Raw genomic sequence first — 13,752 nt, 5'->3', positions numbered from 1 at the left:
ATCGTATAAAGGGATATCATGAAATACATTATCAATCATTCAAACGACACTGCTTTTAATATCGCCTTGGAAGAATATGCCTTTAAACACCTTTTAGATGAGGATCAAATCTTCCTTCTTTGGATTAACAAACCTTCTATCATTGTTGGTCGTCACCAGAACACTATCGAAGAAATCAACCGTGATTATGTTCGAGAAAATGGTATTGAGGTAGTCCGCCGTATCAGTGGTGGTGGAGCTGTTTATCACGATTTAAACAACCTCAACTACACCATCATTTCAAAAGAAGATGAAAACAAGGCCTTTGACTTCAAGAGCTTCTCAACTCCAGTTATCAATACCTTGGCTCAACTCGGTGTTAAAGCTGAATTTACAGGGCGTAATGACCTAGAGATTGATGGCAAAAAATTCTGTGGAAATGCCCAAGCCTATATCAATGGTCGTATCATGCACCACGGTTGCTTGCTCTTTGACGTTGATTTATCAGTCCTTGCTAACGCCCTCAAGGTGTCAAAAGACAAATTTGAATCAAAAGGTGTGAAATCCGTTCGTGCCCGTGTAACCAATATTGTCAATGAATTACCAGAAAAAATTACAGTTGAAGAATTCCGCGATTTGCTATTGGAATACATGAAAAAAGAGTACCCAGAGATGACTGAATACGTTTTTTCTGAGCAAGAATTGGCGGAAATCAATCGCATCAAGGAGAACAAGTTCGGTACTTGGGACTGGAACTACGGTAAATCACCTGAATTTAACGTCCGTCGTGGAACAAAATTCACTAGTGGTAAGGTTGAAGTTTTTGCAAACGTCATTGAATCAAAAATCCAAGATATCAAGATTTATGGTGACTTCTTTGGTATCGAAGACGTTGCAGCTGTAGAAGATGTCCTTCGTGGCGTAAAGTATGAACGCGAAGATGTTCTTAAGGCACTAGAAACTATTGACATCACACGCTACTTTGCTGGTATCAGCCGTGAAGAAATCGCTGAAGCAGTGGTAGGATAAAAAGAAAAAAGAAGTTGCATATTTTAGCAACTTCTTTTTTTGAAATTAATTTTACATAATTATTATTACGCAACAATCATAAGCTGTCCAATGCATTCTTTTGTTCATCATTGACGATATGTGTATAGAGGTCAGTGACTTGTGTGCTGGCATGTCCTAGCTGGTGACTGACCAAAACTTGCGATTTAGTTGCATCATAGAGTCTGGTTGCTAAGGTATGGCGTAGTTTATGGGGTGTTACACGAACTTTGAAATCCTCTGAGTACTTAGCAACCATTTTTTCAACACTAGAAGCATCGATACGATTGGGAACACCTCGGTATAAGGTCAGAAAGAGCGCTGTATCTGTCTTTTCTGTCTTATAGCGTTGATTTCGAATGGCGAGATAATTCTCTAGGTATGGCTTAGCAAAGGCTGCGACATTGACCGAGTCTCGTTTACCACCTTTTCGAGTGACATCGATAACCATCATTTTGAGATTGAGATCTCTTAGATCCAGATTAACAGCTTCAGATAAGCGGACACCTGAGGCCAAGAGAAGGGCAATAATGGCCAAATCTCGCTCCTTGTTCTTATTAAAGGAAGATAGAGCTCTATTGGAGAGCTGTTGTGGGTACTCCTGATCGATATAAGTTAGAAAACCCTCTGTTTCATCACCTAGAAAGAGTTTTTGCTTGATGTTTTCAGCTCGAGCAGCAAGTGTTTCCTTCTTTTTCTTGGTTGAAACTTTCTTCATTACATTGCGATAAAAATAGGGTTCGCCCTGATCATTTTCAACTTCCTCAGTTAGATACTTGTAAAGACTGGAAAGTGCTGATAAGGTTCGATTGATGGTTGTCTGTGAAACGCCTTGTTTGGTTGTATTAGCATTCAGCAAAGGTCGTTCACGTAGATATAGGATAAAAGCTTCCATATCTTTCTTAGACATATTTTCCAAGACAGATAAAGGAATATCAGACATTTTATCAGCATTTGAAATTCCAGACTCTAAAACCCAGCTGAAAAATCGATCGTATTCCTTGAGATATTCGTACAAGGTTGTAAAACTGTAGGGCACAGCAAGCTTGGATTGGTAGTATTCCAGAACATACCAGGGCATGATTTGTTTTAGTTTGTCGATTCGTTCCAGTAAAATCTCACGTTTCATGTATTTTCTCCATAATTAAGTCTACTAGTAGTATAGCATAGACTTATATATTTTTCAAGAAAATTATAGTTTTTCGGAAAGATGTAATAAGAAACTTAAAACAGAAGTCTAACTTTTTCCGAGTTATCCTGAACCCTTTGTTAAATTTCATCATACTTGAGCAACATATTCGGAATCTTTTCTTCAAGACTCTTGCGAACTTTACCTTGAATTGCAGTATCCATTTGGCTATTTATGCTTGTAATGGTTGATTTGGTTTCTGTAGCAATTTTCTTAGCTGCCTTATTAAAGTTATCTTTTAATTTGTTTTTTGCTGTTATCGCTAACTTTGCTTCCGTAATGATTCGGTTTCTTTCCATCATTCGATACATTTGTTTCAGTGCATATTGATATTCTTCATCTGTGTAGTATTCATTCATTGGAGCTTGCATAATCTCTCCTTAGTTTGTGAAATTCTTCCTCTAATTCATTTCTTTTTTTGCGAAACTCGTTATCGTTTTTTTCTCTCTCATTTTCGAGTTTAATTCTATGTTCTCGGTATACTTGTTCCGAAAAGTGTCTCAGATTTTCTATTTCTGTAAAGTAGTCTCTAACATCATCAGCAGTTGATGAAAATTTTCTCAAGACTTGATACATTTTATCAACTTCATCAGACATCAGTTTTTCTAAATTTGCATTTCGTTCGTTTAAGTCGAATGCTTTGTTATCGAGTTCTTTCTTTTGTTGATAATATTGTTCTTCTAGATTAGACAGTTCTCTCTCTTTCTCTCTAATTTCCTCCCATTTTACATCTTTTCTTTCCATTGTCTGAACTCCTTGGCAAATCGTGTGTCTGTTGCTACTGTTTTTTCAATGACATTCTGTAATTGTTTGTCTAACTGTTCAAATGCTTGAGCGGAAGCATTCATCTTAGCGACTGTTTGTGTTGTCTCTGCCTGAAAAGTATCGATAAACTGTGCTTGAGTGATACCTTGGCTAGCAAAAATGGCCTCAACCTCATAGGGAGCTAATGCTGTGTAGCTTGTAAAGTCGATTTTTGACCAAATTTCTTGTAATTCTTGGTTAGCAATCTTGGCTAAGGCACTCACTTCATCAGCTCCAGTTCTGGCTGCTGTAGCCATAGACGATGATAAGATCGAACCTTGAGCTGCATCTAAGTATATTTCCTCAGAACTACTAATACCACCTGATGACCATTTTGACTTCAAGTCCTTGTAATGAGCCATTCCTCGGAGACTGTTGGCATAGGCTCGATAAACACCACTGATTAAGGGTTTTCCTCCCTTGCCATCTATAACTTGACCAGTTACAGGATCAAACTCCCAGTCCTCAATTTTATGGCTCGAACCATCAATCCAATGAATCGTTCTAGGCATAGAATTTGTAATATCAATCGGACTGGTGTACCTTTCTGGGTGATTAGAGTCATTCCAACGTACTACATTATCATGTTTTCTACGGTAATCTATAAACATAGAAGGGTTGCTTTCAATAAATGCTTTTTCTTCCAGTGTAAGTCCACCATATTTAAACCAAGCATTAAAAGTGGTTGTAGGGATGTGGTATTTAGCTCCCACCTTCAGCATGTAAGATCCTTGTGAATAACCTGATAGTTGACTGACTTCATATCTAGGATCGTCCATAATCTCTTTTACAAATTGGTCAGCAACCTTATATTGTGGAGATAAGTAAGTTTGCCTTGCAATTATGGCACTATAGAAATCGCGTGAACCAAACATAGTTTTATTCACCGGACTATCAGGATCCGTTCCTGCAGCAATCACAGCTACATTTTTATAATCTGGTTTGCCGTTAACAATAGGTGCAACGGCTAGTCCATCAAACCCCGTTTCAGTGTCAGACTTAGTCGCAACAACACGGAATTCTTGACCATCGGAAGTGGTAATGGTGTTGGTTTCACCTTTTTTTAACTCGTTATCTGATTTAGCAGTAACAATATTTGTTCGATTTTCTTTACGCTGTGCGAACTCACTATTAACACTGTAAACATTCGGGCCTTGATTCAATTCATTAAGTTGTTTATCTGTATACACGTATTTATTCATCATAGCTCCCCTTCTGAACCATTCGAATATTTAACTTTAACTTTTGACTTAGTAGAACCTCGTCTAGAATTTAAAAAATGCTGAAATTCTTCATCATCGTTATTATATACACCAATCCTAATTTTATTCGATTTTATATCAAAAGCTAAAACATGTTCCTTACATGTTCCATCAAAAAATTTTAGTTTAACATCAGCTCCCCAAGCATCTGAAGGAATTGAGCTGTACGAGGGATTCGTAATTGTTATCTCTTCAATCCCTTCATAGGAATTCTTTAAGGCATTGACAAGACTAACTTCATACTCTCTATTTCGACGTTCTTCTTGAGATTTCCCTAACATGCTAAACATAAAAATACCTCCTGCTGTAATAATTGCGAGTGACAAAACGATTAGTAGCCATTTATGACTTTTTCTAATACTGGAATTATTCATTTAAGATTTCCTCCTTTTTCTTATTATACTATAAGATCAGTCTATATTACACTATAATAAGAAAAAGTTGTTTTACATCTGTCAATCTTAGTAGGACTATCAGGATCTGTCCCAGCAGCGATCACAGCTATACTTTTATAATCGGGTTCACCGTTAACTATGGGAGCTACCGCCAAACCATCAAAACCTGTTCCTCGGTGAGACTTAGTCGCAATAACACGAAACTCTTGACCATCTGAGGTAGTTATGGTGTTGGTTTTTTCTAAATCATCAGGAGATATATTTTCAATGAGATTTGAATTGACATAAGTCCTACCGTTACGCTTAGCGAATTCAAGATTTACACTATATACAGCATAATCCCGATTCAAATTGTTTAACTGCTCATCTGTATAGGAAAATGTCATCATTGTTCTCCCATGCTATTATCTGAATATGTAACAATTACTTTTAAGTCGGTCACTCCTTTGTAATTGTTAAGGAATTGCCTTTTCTCATTGGTCAATGATCCTTGATAATTCTTTTTATCATGGAGTCCATGGCCTATCCTATACTTAGTTTTTCTTTCATCATTAAATTTGATTTCTACATCACAAGACCACGAACCTGGAGGAGTTGTATATTCTGGATTGGAAATCTTAATCTCCTCTATCCCTTCATATGAATTCTTTAAGGCATTTACCAAACTAACTTCATACTCTCTATTTCGACGTTCTTCTTGGGATTTTCCTAACATACTAAATATAAAAACACCTCCTGTTGTGACAGTTGCGAGTAGTAAAACTATGAATAATGGTTTATAGCTTTTTCTTAATCTGTTTTTACTCATTGTTATTTCCATTCCTCTCAGCATAATCAGCATTGACACTGTATACATTCTTCCCATGCTTTAATTCATTGAGTTGTTTATCAGTATAATTAAATACCATTACTGTTCCCCTGTTTCACCATTTGAATAAATCACTTTTACATTTTTTTCTGTAATTCCACGATGGTTTATCAAATATTGATTATCATCTTTTCGAGAATTATTTTGAAAATCTCTACTTCTTATTTCTTTATTTTGTTTATTAAATGCAATTATATAACTTAGTTGTTTGCTATCAGAAAAAAATATTTTAACTTTTGCGCCCCAAGAATCAGACGGAATTGATGCATATGAAGGGTCGGTTATATGTACCTCCTCAATCCCTTCATAGGAATTCTTTAAGGCGTTTACCAAACTGACTTCATATTCTCTATTTCGACGTTCTTCTTGAGATTTCCCTAACATACTAAATATAGAAACACCTCCTGCTGTAATGGCTACGAGTAACAAAACGATTAGTATCCTTTTATGGCTTTTTTTATTGCTGGAAATATTCATTTAAGCTTTTCCCCTTTTTCTCCTTGAAGACTTTTCGTTCACACTATAAACAGCATAATCTTGGTTTAAATTATTCAACTGATTATCAGTATAATTAAATACCATTATTGCTCTCCTGTTTCACCATTTGAATATCGTACTAATATTGTAGATTCTGTTTTACCAATGTGTTTTTGAAGTATCGACCATTGTTGATCAATTTCTTCATTAGTATTCCCTTTCATAAGACCATCATGGTTTTCTTTATAGGTTAATCTGTGATTAATTCCATAAGTAATAGTTTGACTATCATTGAACTGTACTGAAATATCACAAGACCACGAACCCGGTTTGTCATTATAGTAAGGATCCATAATCTTAATCTCCTTAATCTCTTGGTAGGAATTCTTTAAAGCATTAACCAGACTTACTTCATACTCTCTATTTTGACGTTCTTCTTGAGACTTCCCTAACAACCTAAACATAAAAATAGCTCCTGCTGTGATGACTACGAGTAACAAAATGATTAGTAGTCTTATATATCTTTTTTTATTGCTGGAAATATTCATTTAAGCTTTTCTCCTTTTTCTCCTTGAAAACTCTTCGTTCACACTATAAACAGCATAATCTTGGTTTAAATTATTCATCAGTATAATGGAAATTCATCATAGTTCTCCTTGCTCGCTATCAGAATAAGTAATTTTCACTGACTTTAAAGTTTGCCCTTTATGAGTTTCTAAATACTCCCAATCTTCGTTTGTTTCTTGACGGCCACCATAATTAGTTTTATAGTTTAAATGATGATTAATCTCATATGAAAGAGTTCTTTCATCATTAAATTTAATTTCGATATCACAAGACCACGAACCTGGTGGGGTTGTATAATCAGGATTGGAAATCTTAATCTCCTCAATCCCTTCATAGGAATTCTTTAACGCATTCACCAAACTAACTTCATACTCTCTATTCCGACGCTCTTCTTGAGACTTCCCTAACAACCTAAACATAAAAACACCTCCTAATGTGATGAATACGAATAGTAAAACTATGAATAATGGTTTATAGCTTTTTCTTAATCTGTCTTTACTCATTATCATTCCCTCTTTTTCTCAGCAAATTCCGCATTGACACTATATACATTCTTCCCATGCTTTAATTCATTGAGTTGTTTATCAGTATAACTAAATGCCATTATTGCTCTCCTTCGTCATTATTAGAATAAGTTACCCTAATTTTCGAAGCAGTTTTACCCTTGTTTTCATTTAAAAATTGTCGATCTTTTACTCTATTATCCCATTCCAATGAAGTATCTGTTATTTCTTCAGTGTCTAGAGAATATCCAACACCATACTTAATTTTTTCTTCATGTTTAAATTTAATTTCTACATCACAAGACCACGAACCAGGAGGGCTTGTGTATTCTGGATTAGAAATTTTAATCTCTTCAATCCCTTCATAGGAATTCTTTAAGGCATTCACCAAACTAACTTCATACTCTCTATTCCGATGTTCTTCTTGCGATTTTCCTAACATACTAAACATAAATATACCTCCTGCTGTGATGAATGCAACTAACAAAACGATTAGTAGACTTTTATAACTTTTTTTAGTGCTGGAATTGTTCATTTAAGCTTTTCTCCTTTTTCTTATTATACAATATTCTAATCATTCTTTACAAAGTAGGGGGTAAAAATCATACTATATACTGAAAATTAGATTTCTAATTCTTAAAAAACCAAATCTTTTTTGATTTGGTTTTGAAGGTTTATATTTAATTTTATTTATACCGACTATACTCATCTTTTTTATGTATTACCATATAGCAGGATACCAAGATGACGAAAATTTTGATTAGGTAGGTTTCGTATCGATTAGTATCTATGGTTAGCTGAGACAAGACATTAATGATCGAATGTGTCATAACGCAAATCCAGAGATTCTTTGTTTTGATATAAAGAGCTGAGAGTATGAAAGAATTCGTCAGCAATCCAATTAGAAACGGTAGAGTTTGCAGTGTTGCTAGGGAACCATCTATATAAAAGAACAACAGATGCCAAATTGCCCAGCTGAAAAAGGTTAAGATTGTTGAGTAAAAATATGGTATCTTCTCTTGTAAGATTGGTTGAAAAACATATCGCCATCCAATCTCTTCTATACCGCCAAAGACAATAAATTTGAAGAACATCAAAAATGGGAGATACCAGCTAAATTCTACTATTTGCCCACCAAACATTAGAAAAGAAAAATCAAGGACAATAAGGAAAAAAGATAATAAATAATGTTTGTAACTGGTATGAATGTTAAAAAAATCGTTAACGATCTTCTTAAAAGGAATATGAAAATAGTGATTTGCAACAATGATTCCCCAAAGAGCTGAAGAAATGCCACCTAGAAAGATTCCTAAAATAGATAATAGATTGGAATGAATAGAAAAAAGATTGAAGAGAAAGAAAAGGAGGCAAACTGATACTATTTGGCTAAATGTGCCTAGCAAATATACCGCAATTGCCTTATTTCTTTTCATTGAGAATCCTTTCAATAATTTTTACGTAAAATAAATTATGTAAACTAAAGCTTACAACAACAAATCCTTGACTTTTCCGATTTCACTTTTTGGAATCACCAGGTGAATCATATCCCCCAGATACATTCTAGTTGAGCCGTTAACTGTTTGGCTTTTGCCATTATGGACTTGGGTGGTGATGAGTACGTTATGTGGTAAATTGAGCTCGTGAACCTGTTTTCCAGCGATTTTGTCAGACACAGGGATTTCTATGAGGGTGACTTCTCCTTCGTCTGTCGCTTCTTCTGGTAGCATTTTTTCTAGCATAGCTTCATAGACTGGAGCACCCTTGAGCAGATCCATGACGATGTAGGCAACTAAGGTCACTAAGCCAAGTGGCATGAGGTTGCGAATATCTCCAACCATCTCGGTTACGAGTATCATAGCGGTTAAGGGAGCCTTGGAAATTGCCCCAAAGTAGCCACTCATTCCCAGAATGACAAATATAGGAAATTGTTCCTGACTGACAAGCCCAAGGTTGACACAAATGACACCAACTAGGGCACCAAGTAAGGAACCAAGCGCCAAAATGGGTAGGAAAATTCCTCCTGGGAGGCCACTTCCATAACTAATCATACTCCAAACAAAGCGGATCAAAAAGTAAGCTAATAGAACTTGGAAACTAAAATTTTGCTCAGTTAAGGAAAGAACCAGCTGATTTCCACCACCAAGGATTTGTGGCAAGAAAATCCCGACTGGTATGATGAGAATAAAGGCGATAATTGGATAATATGCTCTGTCCAAATGAATTTTTTGACCAATCCAGTCATAAATTCGACCAACATTGAGTACAGCCTTCTCATAGAGAAAACCAGAAAGCCCGAGAAAAACTCCCATAAAGAGGTAAATCCAATACTGGTCTAGGGTCATGAGAGGAATGTTGTCTGGCATATCCAGTACGGGTGTTAGGCCAAATATGAGTAGTGAGACAAAGTTTGCTACGAGACTAGCTGCTAGAGTTGATACCCAGAAAAATCGTGAAAAATGGTGATAGACTTCCTCTACAACAAAGAGGAGACCTGCAATTGGTGCATTAAAGGCAGCGGCTAAACCTGCAGCAGCTCCACTGGCAATCAGGGAACGTTCCTCTACTGGGCTAGATTTGAGCCACTTGGCGATACCTTTACCACCAACTGCTCCAAGTTGAATACTTGGCCCTTCCCGACCTAGCATAAGGCCACTGGCAATAGCAAGAATACCTAGAATATATTTTTTCCAGAGGACACTCCACCAGTTAAGAGTCATTAGTCCCTTTAATTCGGCTTCGACTTGAGGAATTCCTGAACCCTTGATATCTTTTTCTGATCGAGTTAGTTTCGCACTAAGCCAGCAAACTATTACATAAAATAGGCCAATGATAAAAAGATTGCGCACTAAGTGCGCTTGATCTTGATAGAGTCCTTGTATCAGATGGAAACCCTTTTCGATTAAGAAACGAAAGGATCCGACGATTAGCCCGACGACGAGTCCAACAATGATTCCTCGCCCAACTTGGGATAATATGGTGCTTGAGGCAAAGGCAAATTCTTTCTTGGAACTGAATGTTTCTGACTGTTCCTCCATAATCATTTCCTCTTACTTGTCTTTCTTAGTTGAAACCAGTGTTTTGACTGGTTCAAAACTGGTTCGGTGAATTGGGGTGACACCTAATTTTTCCAGTCCTTCTAGGTGTTTAGCTGTTCCATAGCCTGCATTAGCTGTAAAATCATAGCCGGGATATTGGTTGTCATATTCCTTCATCAATTCATCCCGTGTCACCTTGGCCACTATAGATGCAGCTGCGATGGAGAGGGAGTTGGCATCTCCTTTGATAATGGAGGTTTGTGAAATTGGTAACTCCAGTTTCATGGCGTCTATCAAGAGGTGCTCAGGTTGCGGACTGAGCTGGGAGATTGCTTCCTTCATGGCCAGTTTGGTCGCCTCGTAGATATTGACTTGGTCAATGATGTGATTATCCTTGATACCAATACCTATTGCCAAGGCCTGGTCTTGAACGGTTTGATAAATTTCCAGATGTTTCTTTTTAGGGATCTTCTTGCTGTCGTTGAGCCCTCTAATCTTACAATTTTTTGGCAAAATAACAGCTGCAGCGATTACAGGTCCAGCCAGAGGACCACGGCCGACCTCGTCAACACCTGCAATTAGGGTCAATCCTTGCTGGTAAAGCTCTTTTTCATAGGAAAGCATAGTTTCCAAACGAAGGTCCTCATCCAGTTCAGCCTGTATGGCTTTTTTACGCTTGTTGATTTCCTTTTGAACTCCAGAACGAGGATCTTTTTCGAATTCTAGAAAAAGAGGATTGTCTAATTCTTTGACAGTAGCCAGAAGTTCTTTGATTTCTTTAATCGTCGTCATCGATGTCGTCCAATGTATCTAAGGTATAGTTACCGAGTTTTCCATCACGGACTTCCTTGACGAAGAGGCTGTAAAAGCGGTCGTAGTCGTCTCGGAAACCGAGGGCACGGGTCATATCCATGATGATAACAGGTGCTTCTTCTTCTATCTTCATTTGTTTGAAGCGTTCAGCTAGCTTTTCTGGATAATGTTTTTTGAAATAATTGAGACCAAAAATGGTCACTTCATCCATTGGGAGTAGTTGATCTTTAATTGCTCCAGTCAAGGCTAGTTTCAAAGCAACGGTTTCGTCTTCGAACTTAGGCCAGAGAATCCCTGGCGTGTCTAGGATTTCAAGATCTTTATTGGTTTTGAGCCACTGTTGCCCCTTGGTAACACCTGGTTTATTGCCGACAACCGCAATCTTTTTCCCAGCCAAACGGTTCATGAGAGTTGACTTACCGGCATTTGGAATTCCGATAATCATGGTCCGCAAGGTTTCGATCTTGATACCGCGTTCTTTCTGGCGTGCAATCTTATCAGCCATGAGCTTTTTAGCAGCATCAGTCACAACTTTTACAGTTACTTGCTCTTTGGAGTTGATAGCCAGAGTTTGGATTCCCTGTGATTCAAAATACTGACGCCATTCTTTGGTCATTGCAGGATCAGCCAGATCTGCCTTATTCAAAATCAAAAGCTTTGGTTTATCACCCACAATCTTGGTTAACATAGGATTTTGACTAGATAAAGGTAGCCGAGCATCCACCAAAATCGTCACAAAATCAACAAACTTTAAATTCTCCTGAACTTGCCGCCGAGCCTTAGACATGTGACCCGGAAACCATTGAATAGTAGCCATAATATTTTCCCCTTCCGACTAAAAAAAACGTAGTAAAAACGTTTTCTTTCTTACTACCTATTCTATCATAAATGAGGAACTTTTGCACAGGCTTTGACCACAATAAATGACAAATAGTATTGGTCCGAAACATCCTTGATGCCAGTCAGGATTGACTTGACTTTTTTTGCTAACAGGTATATACTTAGTGTATACTAACTCGTGGAGGTAGAGCAATGAATACAGTAAAGACTCGGAAGGTGGGAAACTCTCTCACTGTGACCATTCCTAAAAATTTAGGTATGACAGAAGGTCAAGAAATGGTTGTCTACAAAGGGATTGACGGAGTCATTGTCTTAGCTCCAAAACTGAAAGATCCTTTTGATGGGATTACTGATTTGAGAATGACAAATGATTTTGAAGGGGTAAGGTCACTTGATAGCGAAATCTGACTATATTCCTGAAAAGCAGGATATCATTTGGCTGGACTTTGATCCATCAGTCGGTCGAGAAATCCAGAAACGGCGACCTGCATTGGTCGTTTCTAGGAGAGAATATGCCTTGCAAACTGGTTTTGTGGCTGTCTGTCCTATCACTCATGGCCAACAACGTTTGGCTGAAAAAGGCTTGCTCGTTCCTGTCTCGTCGGACAAGGTAGATGGCGCTGTCAATCCATTTCAACTGTATACCTTTGATTTTCGGATGCGTAATGCTCAAAAAATAACAAGAATGGACACGCAGTGTTTTCAGAAAGTCGTCCAACTTTACCAGTACATCTTTGGAGATACATAAATCCTACCTTGTCTATGCATGGTAGGATTTTTTTCTATATGAGTAACCTATTTAAGAACGGGTGAAGGCAATTAAGGAGAATTCCTCTAATCCAGCTTTCTTGTGCTGATGATAGATGTTCTGCCTGAAGGCATTTTTTTAGAAAATCGCGTACTTGTTCTGGTGCGATTTCAAACTCAAAGGCTTTCATCTTGTAGAAAAAGTCGATGAGATGCTCAGATAAGTAATCATCTGAAAAAGCTACTTCTCCACTTTTTCGAAATTCTAATAAGAGTCGAGCAAATCTGGATTTTTCATCAGGCAAATCACGAAAATAGGAATTAAGAAGCCAAGTCTGCTTCTGCTTTCGTTCAATCGGATCTTGATTTGCAATTCGCTGATCCTTTTCCAACTCCTTTTGGTTTTGTTTAGCCTTGATAGCCCGTTCGTCTCTATTCTTACCAAAGAGGATTTTTTCCCATTTTCGTTCTTCTTGGGTCAAGGTTTCTGTAAAGCCAAAGTAATCTTGATAGGCTCGTTCTGCAGGTCCCATAGCAAGAATGAGGTTGTCAGCGTATTGCTTGGCGATTTTATCTCTTTTCTTGCGTTCTTTCTCTGCTTGAATCCGTAAATGCTGCTCGTAGTCAATTTTCTCCTTGCCTAGTTTGACAAGGTAGAGTTGGTCATCGGTCTTACCAAGTAGAAAAGGTTTGATACACTTTTCCAGCACTTCTTCCATACGAGCCTTCTTATTTGGATCTGCCTTGGTCCAACTTCCACCTTGAAAGACCTCTAGGAAGAGCTGATAGTCTCTCTCAGGCGCAAATTGATTGCCACGATTGGCTTTGAAAACACCTTTCTCCCAAAACCATTTTAGAAGTCGTTCGTCAAAATCGCTTTTATTAACCTTGATTTTTTCCTTTTTCTGAGCCTTTCTGGTTAGATTTTCAACTTTTCTGAGTAGTTTTTCTTCCTCTTCTAGTTTTTGGTCGAGGCTAATACGATGAAAATGGCGAACACAATCGCTTCCAATCGGAAAGAGGCGTTGGCCTGTAACTCCGTTAAAGAGTTCGTAAGCGTACTTAATCGCATTTCCACAGATACAATTACTACGGCCAATGCCATTAAAAATCAAGGAAACTTCATTCCATTCCTTGGTAGCTTGATTCCAAGTATCGGCTTTTGAAGCCTGTAAAACCGCATCATGAAGGGATTTTCTAACTGGAAGTGTCATGAGGTCTCCTTT

The 13,752-nt window shown here is 37.5% G+C and carries 19 protein-coding genes; 3 read left to right on the top strand and 16 right to left on the bottom strand.

Annotated elements, in window-relative coordinates; translation table 11 throughout:
• Window positions 1–18 precede the first annotated feature (18 nt).
• Window positions 19–1,008 carry a lipoate--protein ligase gene (gene lplA / locus D8844_RS03110; protein ID WP_125421810.1) on the top strand — a complete coding sequence of 330 codons (990 nt, stop codon included), beginning with the start codon at window positions 19–21 and terminating at the stop codon, window positions 1,006–1,008.
• Window positions 1,009–1,084: 76 nt separating this feature from the next.
• Here lplA and xerS read toward each other — a convergent pair whose 3' ends face one another.
• The 15 genes from xerS to ylqF all read right to left on the bottom strand — a co-directional run bounded on the left by xerS (window position 1,085) and on the right by ylqF (window position 11,756).
• Window positions 1,085–2,155 (bottom strand): tyrosine recombinase XerS, encoded by a 1,071-nt coding sequence (gene xerS, locus D8844_RS03105; protein WP_065371787.1) that lies wholly within the window; start codon window positions 2,153–2,155, stop codon window positions 1,085–1,087.
• A gap of 140 nt (window positions 2,156–2,295) precedes the next feature.
• Window positions 2,296–2,586, bottom strand: coding sequence for a hypothetical protein (locus D8844_RS03100; RefSeq protein WP_001148766.1), 291 nt, complete (start codon window positions 2,584–2,586; stop codon window positions 2,296–2,298).
• A complete protein-coding gene (locus tag D8844_RS03095; protein WP_125398004.1) occupies window positions 2,567–2,959 on the bottom strand; it encodes a coiled-coil domain-containing protein in 393 nt (130 codons plus the stop codon). The genes D8844_RS03100 and D8844_RS03095 overlap by 20 nt, the downstream gene beginning before the upstream one ends.
• Window positions 2,941–4,221 carry a hypothetical protein gene (locus tag D8844_RS03090; RefSeq protein WP_125398005.1) on the bottom strand — a complete coding sequence of 427 codons (1,281 nt, stop codon included), beginning with the start codon at window positions 4,219–4,221 and terminating at the stop codon, window positions 2,941–2,943. Before D8844_RS03090 ends, D8844_RS03095 begins: the two co-directional genes overlap by 19 nt.
• The gene (locus D8844_RS03085) at window positions 4,221–4,655 is read right to left on the bottom strand and encodes a hypothetical protein (RefSeq protein ID WP_125398006.1); all 435 of its coding nucleotides are present in this window, start codon (window positions 4,653–4,655) and stop codon (window positions 4,221–4,223) included. The genes D8844_RS03090 and D8844_RS03085 overlap by 1 nt, the downstream gene beginning before the upstream one ends.
• Window positions 4,656–4,696: 41 nt before the next feature.
• Window positions 4,697–5,062: a hypothetical protein gene (locus D8844_RS03080; RefSeq protein WP_125398007.1), complete on the bottom strand. Its 366-nt coding sequence runs from the start codon at window positions 5,060–5,062 to the stop codon at window positions 4,697–4,699.
• Window positions 5,062–5,484, bottom strand: a complete 423-nt coding sequence (locus D8844_RS03075; RefSeq protein ID WP_049493705.1) for a hypothetical protein — start codon at window positions 5,482–5,484, stop codon at window positions 5,062–5,064. Before D8844_RS03075 ends, D8844_RS03080 begins: the two co-directional genes overlap by 1 nt.
• Window positions 5,485–5,583: 99 nt before the next feature.
• Window positions 5,584–6,021 (bottom strand): hypothetical protein, encoded by a 438-nt coding sequence (locus D8844_RS03070; protein WP_125398008.1) that lies wholly within the window; start codon window positions 6,019–6,021, stop codon window positions 5,584–5,586.
• Between the two features lie 104 nt (window positions 6,022–6,125).
• The gene (locus tag D8844_RS03065) at window positions 6,126–6,569 is read right to left on the bottom strand and encodes a hypothetical protein (RefSeq protein ID WP_125398009.1); all 444 of its coding nucleotides are present in this window, start codon (window positions 6,567–6,569) and stop codon (window positions 6,126–6,128) included.
• A gap of 96 nt (window positions 6,570–6,665) precedes the next feature.
• Window positions 6,666–7,091, bottom strand: coding sequence for a hypothetical protein (locus D8844_RS03060; protein WP_185757659.1), 426 nt, complete (start codon window positions 7,089–7,091; stop codon window positions 6,666–6,668).
• 100 nt (window positions 7,092–7,191) lie between these two features.
• On the bottom strand, window positions 7,192–7,626 hold the full coding sequence (locus tag D8844_RS03055; RefSeq protein WP_125398010.1) for a hypothetical protein: 435 nt from the start codon (window positions 7,624–7,626) through the stop codon (window positions 7,192–7,194).
• A 151-nt stretch (window positions 7,627–7,777) separates the two neighbouring features.
• On the bottom strand, window positions 7,778–8,524 hold the full coding sequence (locus D8844_RS03050; RefSeq protein ID WP_125421807.1) for a CPBP family intramembrane glutamic endopeptidase: 747 nt from the start codon (window positions 8,522–8,524) through the stop codon (window positions 7,778–7,780).
• Window positions 8,525–8,575: 51 nt separating this feature from the next.
• Window positions 8,576–10,126 carry a H(+)/Cl(-) exchange transporter ClcA gene (locus tag D8844_RS03045; RefSeq protein ID WP_000392569.1) on the bottom strand — a complete coding sequence of 517 codons (1,551 nt, stop codon included), beginning with the start codon at window positions 10,124–10,126 and terminating at the stop codon, window positions 8,576–8,578.
• A 12-nt stretch (window positions 10,127–10,138) separates the two neighbouring features.
• A complete protein-coding gene (rnhB, locus tag D8844_RS03040; protein ID WP_125421804.1) occupies window positions 10,139–10,918 on the bottom strand; it encodes a ribonuclease HII in 780 nt (259 codons plus the stop codon).
• The gene (gene ylqF / locus D8844_RS03035) at window positions 10,905–11,756 is read right to left on the bottom strand and encodes a ribosome biogenesis GTPase YlqF (protein WP_000201310.1); all 852 of its coding nucleotides are present in this window, start codon (window positions 11,754–11,756) and stop codon (window positions 10,905–10,907) included. The genes rnhB and ylqF overlap by 14 nt, the downstream gene beginning before the upstream one ends.
• A 215-nt stretch (window positions 11,757–11,971) precedes the next feature.
• On the opposite strand from ylqF, the gene mazE reads away from it, so the two are divergent.
• Both mazE and D8844_RS03025 read left to right on the top strand, forming a co-directional pair.
• Window positions 11,972–12,187 (top strand): type II toxin-antitoxin system PemI/MazE family antitoxin, encoded by a 216-nt coding sequence (gene mazE, locus D8844_RS03030; RefSeq protein ID WP_001098942.1) that lies wholly within the window; start codon window positions 11,972–11,974, stop codon window positions 12,185–12,187.
• Entirely contained in the window at window positions 12,171–12,527 is a 357-nt protein-coding gene (locus D8844_RS03025; protein WP_000560798.1) for a type II toxin-antitoxin system PemK/MazF family toxin, read from the top strand. Before mazE ends, D8844_RS03025 begins: the two co-directional genes overlap by 17 nt.
• Window positions 12,528–12,561: 34 nt before the next feature.
• On the opposite strand, the gene D8844_RS03020 is transcribed toward D8844_RS03025, so the two are convergent.
• Entirely contained in the window at window positions 12,562–13,740 is a 1,179-nt protein-coding gene (locus D8844_RS03020) for a hypothetical protein (RefSeq protein ID WP_125421801.1), read from the bottom strand.
• Between the last annotated feature and the right edge of the window lie 12 nt (window positions 13,741–13,752).

Origin of the sequence: Streptococcus oralis (assembly GCF_003942875.1) — a bacterium.
Lineage (GTDB): Bacteria > Bacillota > Bacilli > Lactobacillales > Streptococcaceae > Streptococcus > Streptococcus oralis_BX.
The sequence above is the reverse complement of the archived record's forward strand: the minus strand, read 5'-3'. Positions and strand labels throughout refer to the sequence as shown.

Excerpts from the sequence above, each read along its gene's own strand:
- lplA (WP_125421810.1), top strand. The coding sequence starts at position 19 with ATGAAATACATTATCAATCATTCAAACGACACTGCTTTTAATATCGCC.
- xerS (WP_065371787.1), bottom strand. The coding sequence starts at position 2,155 with ATGAAACGTGAGATTTTACTGGAACGAATCGACAAACTAAAACAAATC.
- D8844_RS03100 (WP_001148766.1), bottom strand. The coding sequence starts at position 2,586 with ATGCAAGCTCCAATGAATGAATACTACACAGATGAAGAATATCAATAT.
- D8844_RS03095 (WP_125398004.1), bottom strand. The coding sequence starts at position 2,959 with ATGGAAAGAAAAGATGTAAAATGGGAGGAAATTAGAGAGAAAGAGAGA.
- D8844_RS03090 (WP_125398005.1), bottom strand. The coding sequence starts at position 4,221 with ATGAATAAATACGTGTATACAGATAAACAACTTAATGAATTGAATCAA.
- D8844_RS03085 (WP_125398006.1), bottom strand. The coding sequence starts at position 4,655 with ATGAATAATTCCAGTATTAGAAAAAGTCATAAATGGCTACTAATCGTT.
- D8844_RS03080 (WP_125398007.1), bottom strand. The coding sequence starts at position 5,062 with ATGACATTTTCCTATACAGATGAGCAGTTAAACAATTTGAATCGGGAT.
- D8844_RS03075 (WP_049493705.1), bottom strand. The coding sequence starts at position 5,484 with ATGAGTAAAAACAGATTAAGAAAAAGCTATAAACCATTATTCATAGTT.
- D8844_RS03070 (WP_125398008.1), bottom strand. The coding sequence starts at position 6,021 with ATGAATATTTCCAGCAATAAAAAAAGCCATAAAAGGATACTAATCGTT.
- D8844_RS03065 (WP_125398009.1), bottom strand. The coding sequence starts at position 6,569 with ATGAATATTTCCAGCAATAAAAAAAGATATATAAGACTACTAATCATT.
- D8844_RS03060 (WP_185757659.1), bottom strand. The coding sequence starts at position 7,091 with ATGAGTAAAGACAGATTAAGAAAAAGCTATAAACCATTATTCATAGTT.
- D8844_RS03055 (WP_125398010.1), bottom strand. The coding sequence starts at position 7,626 with ATGAACAATTCCAGCACTAAAAAAAGTTATAAAAGTCTACTAATCGTT.
- D8844_RS03050 (WP_125421807.1), bottom strand. The coding sequence starts at position 8,524 with ATGAAAAGAAATAAGGCAATTGCGGTATATTTGCTAGGCACATTTAGC.
- D8844_RS03045 (WP_000392569.1), bottom strand. The coding sequence starts at position 10,126 with ATGGAGGAACAGTCAGAAACATTCAGTTCCAAGAAAGAATTTGCCTTT.
- rnhB (WP_125421804.1), bottom strand. The coding sequence starts at position 10,918 with ATGACGACGATTAAAGAAATCAAAGAACTTCTGGCTACTGTCAAAGAA.
- ylqF (WP_000201310.1), bottom strand. The coding sequence starts at position 11,756 with ATGGCTACTATTCAATGGTTTCCGGGTCACATGTCTAAGGCTCGGCGG.
- mazE (WP_001098942.1), top strand. The coding sequence starts at position 11,972 with ATGAATACAGTAAAGACTCGGAAGGTGGGAAACTCTCTCACTGTGACC.
- D8844_RS03020 (WP_125421801.1), bottom strand. The coding sequence starts at position 13,740 with ATGACACTTCCAGTTAGAAAATCCCTTCATGATGCGGTTTTACAGGCT.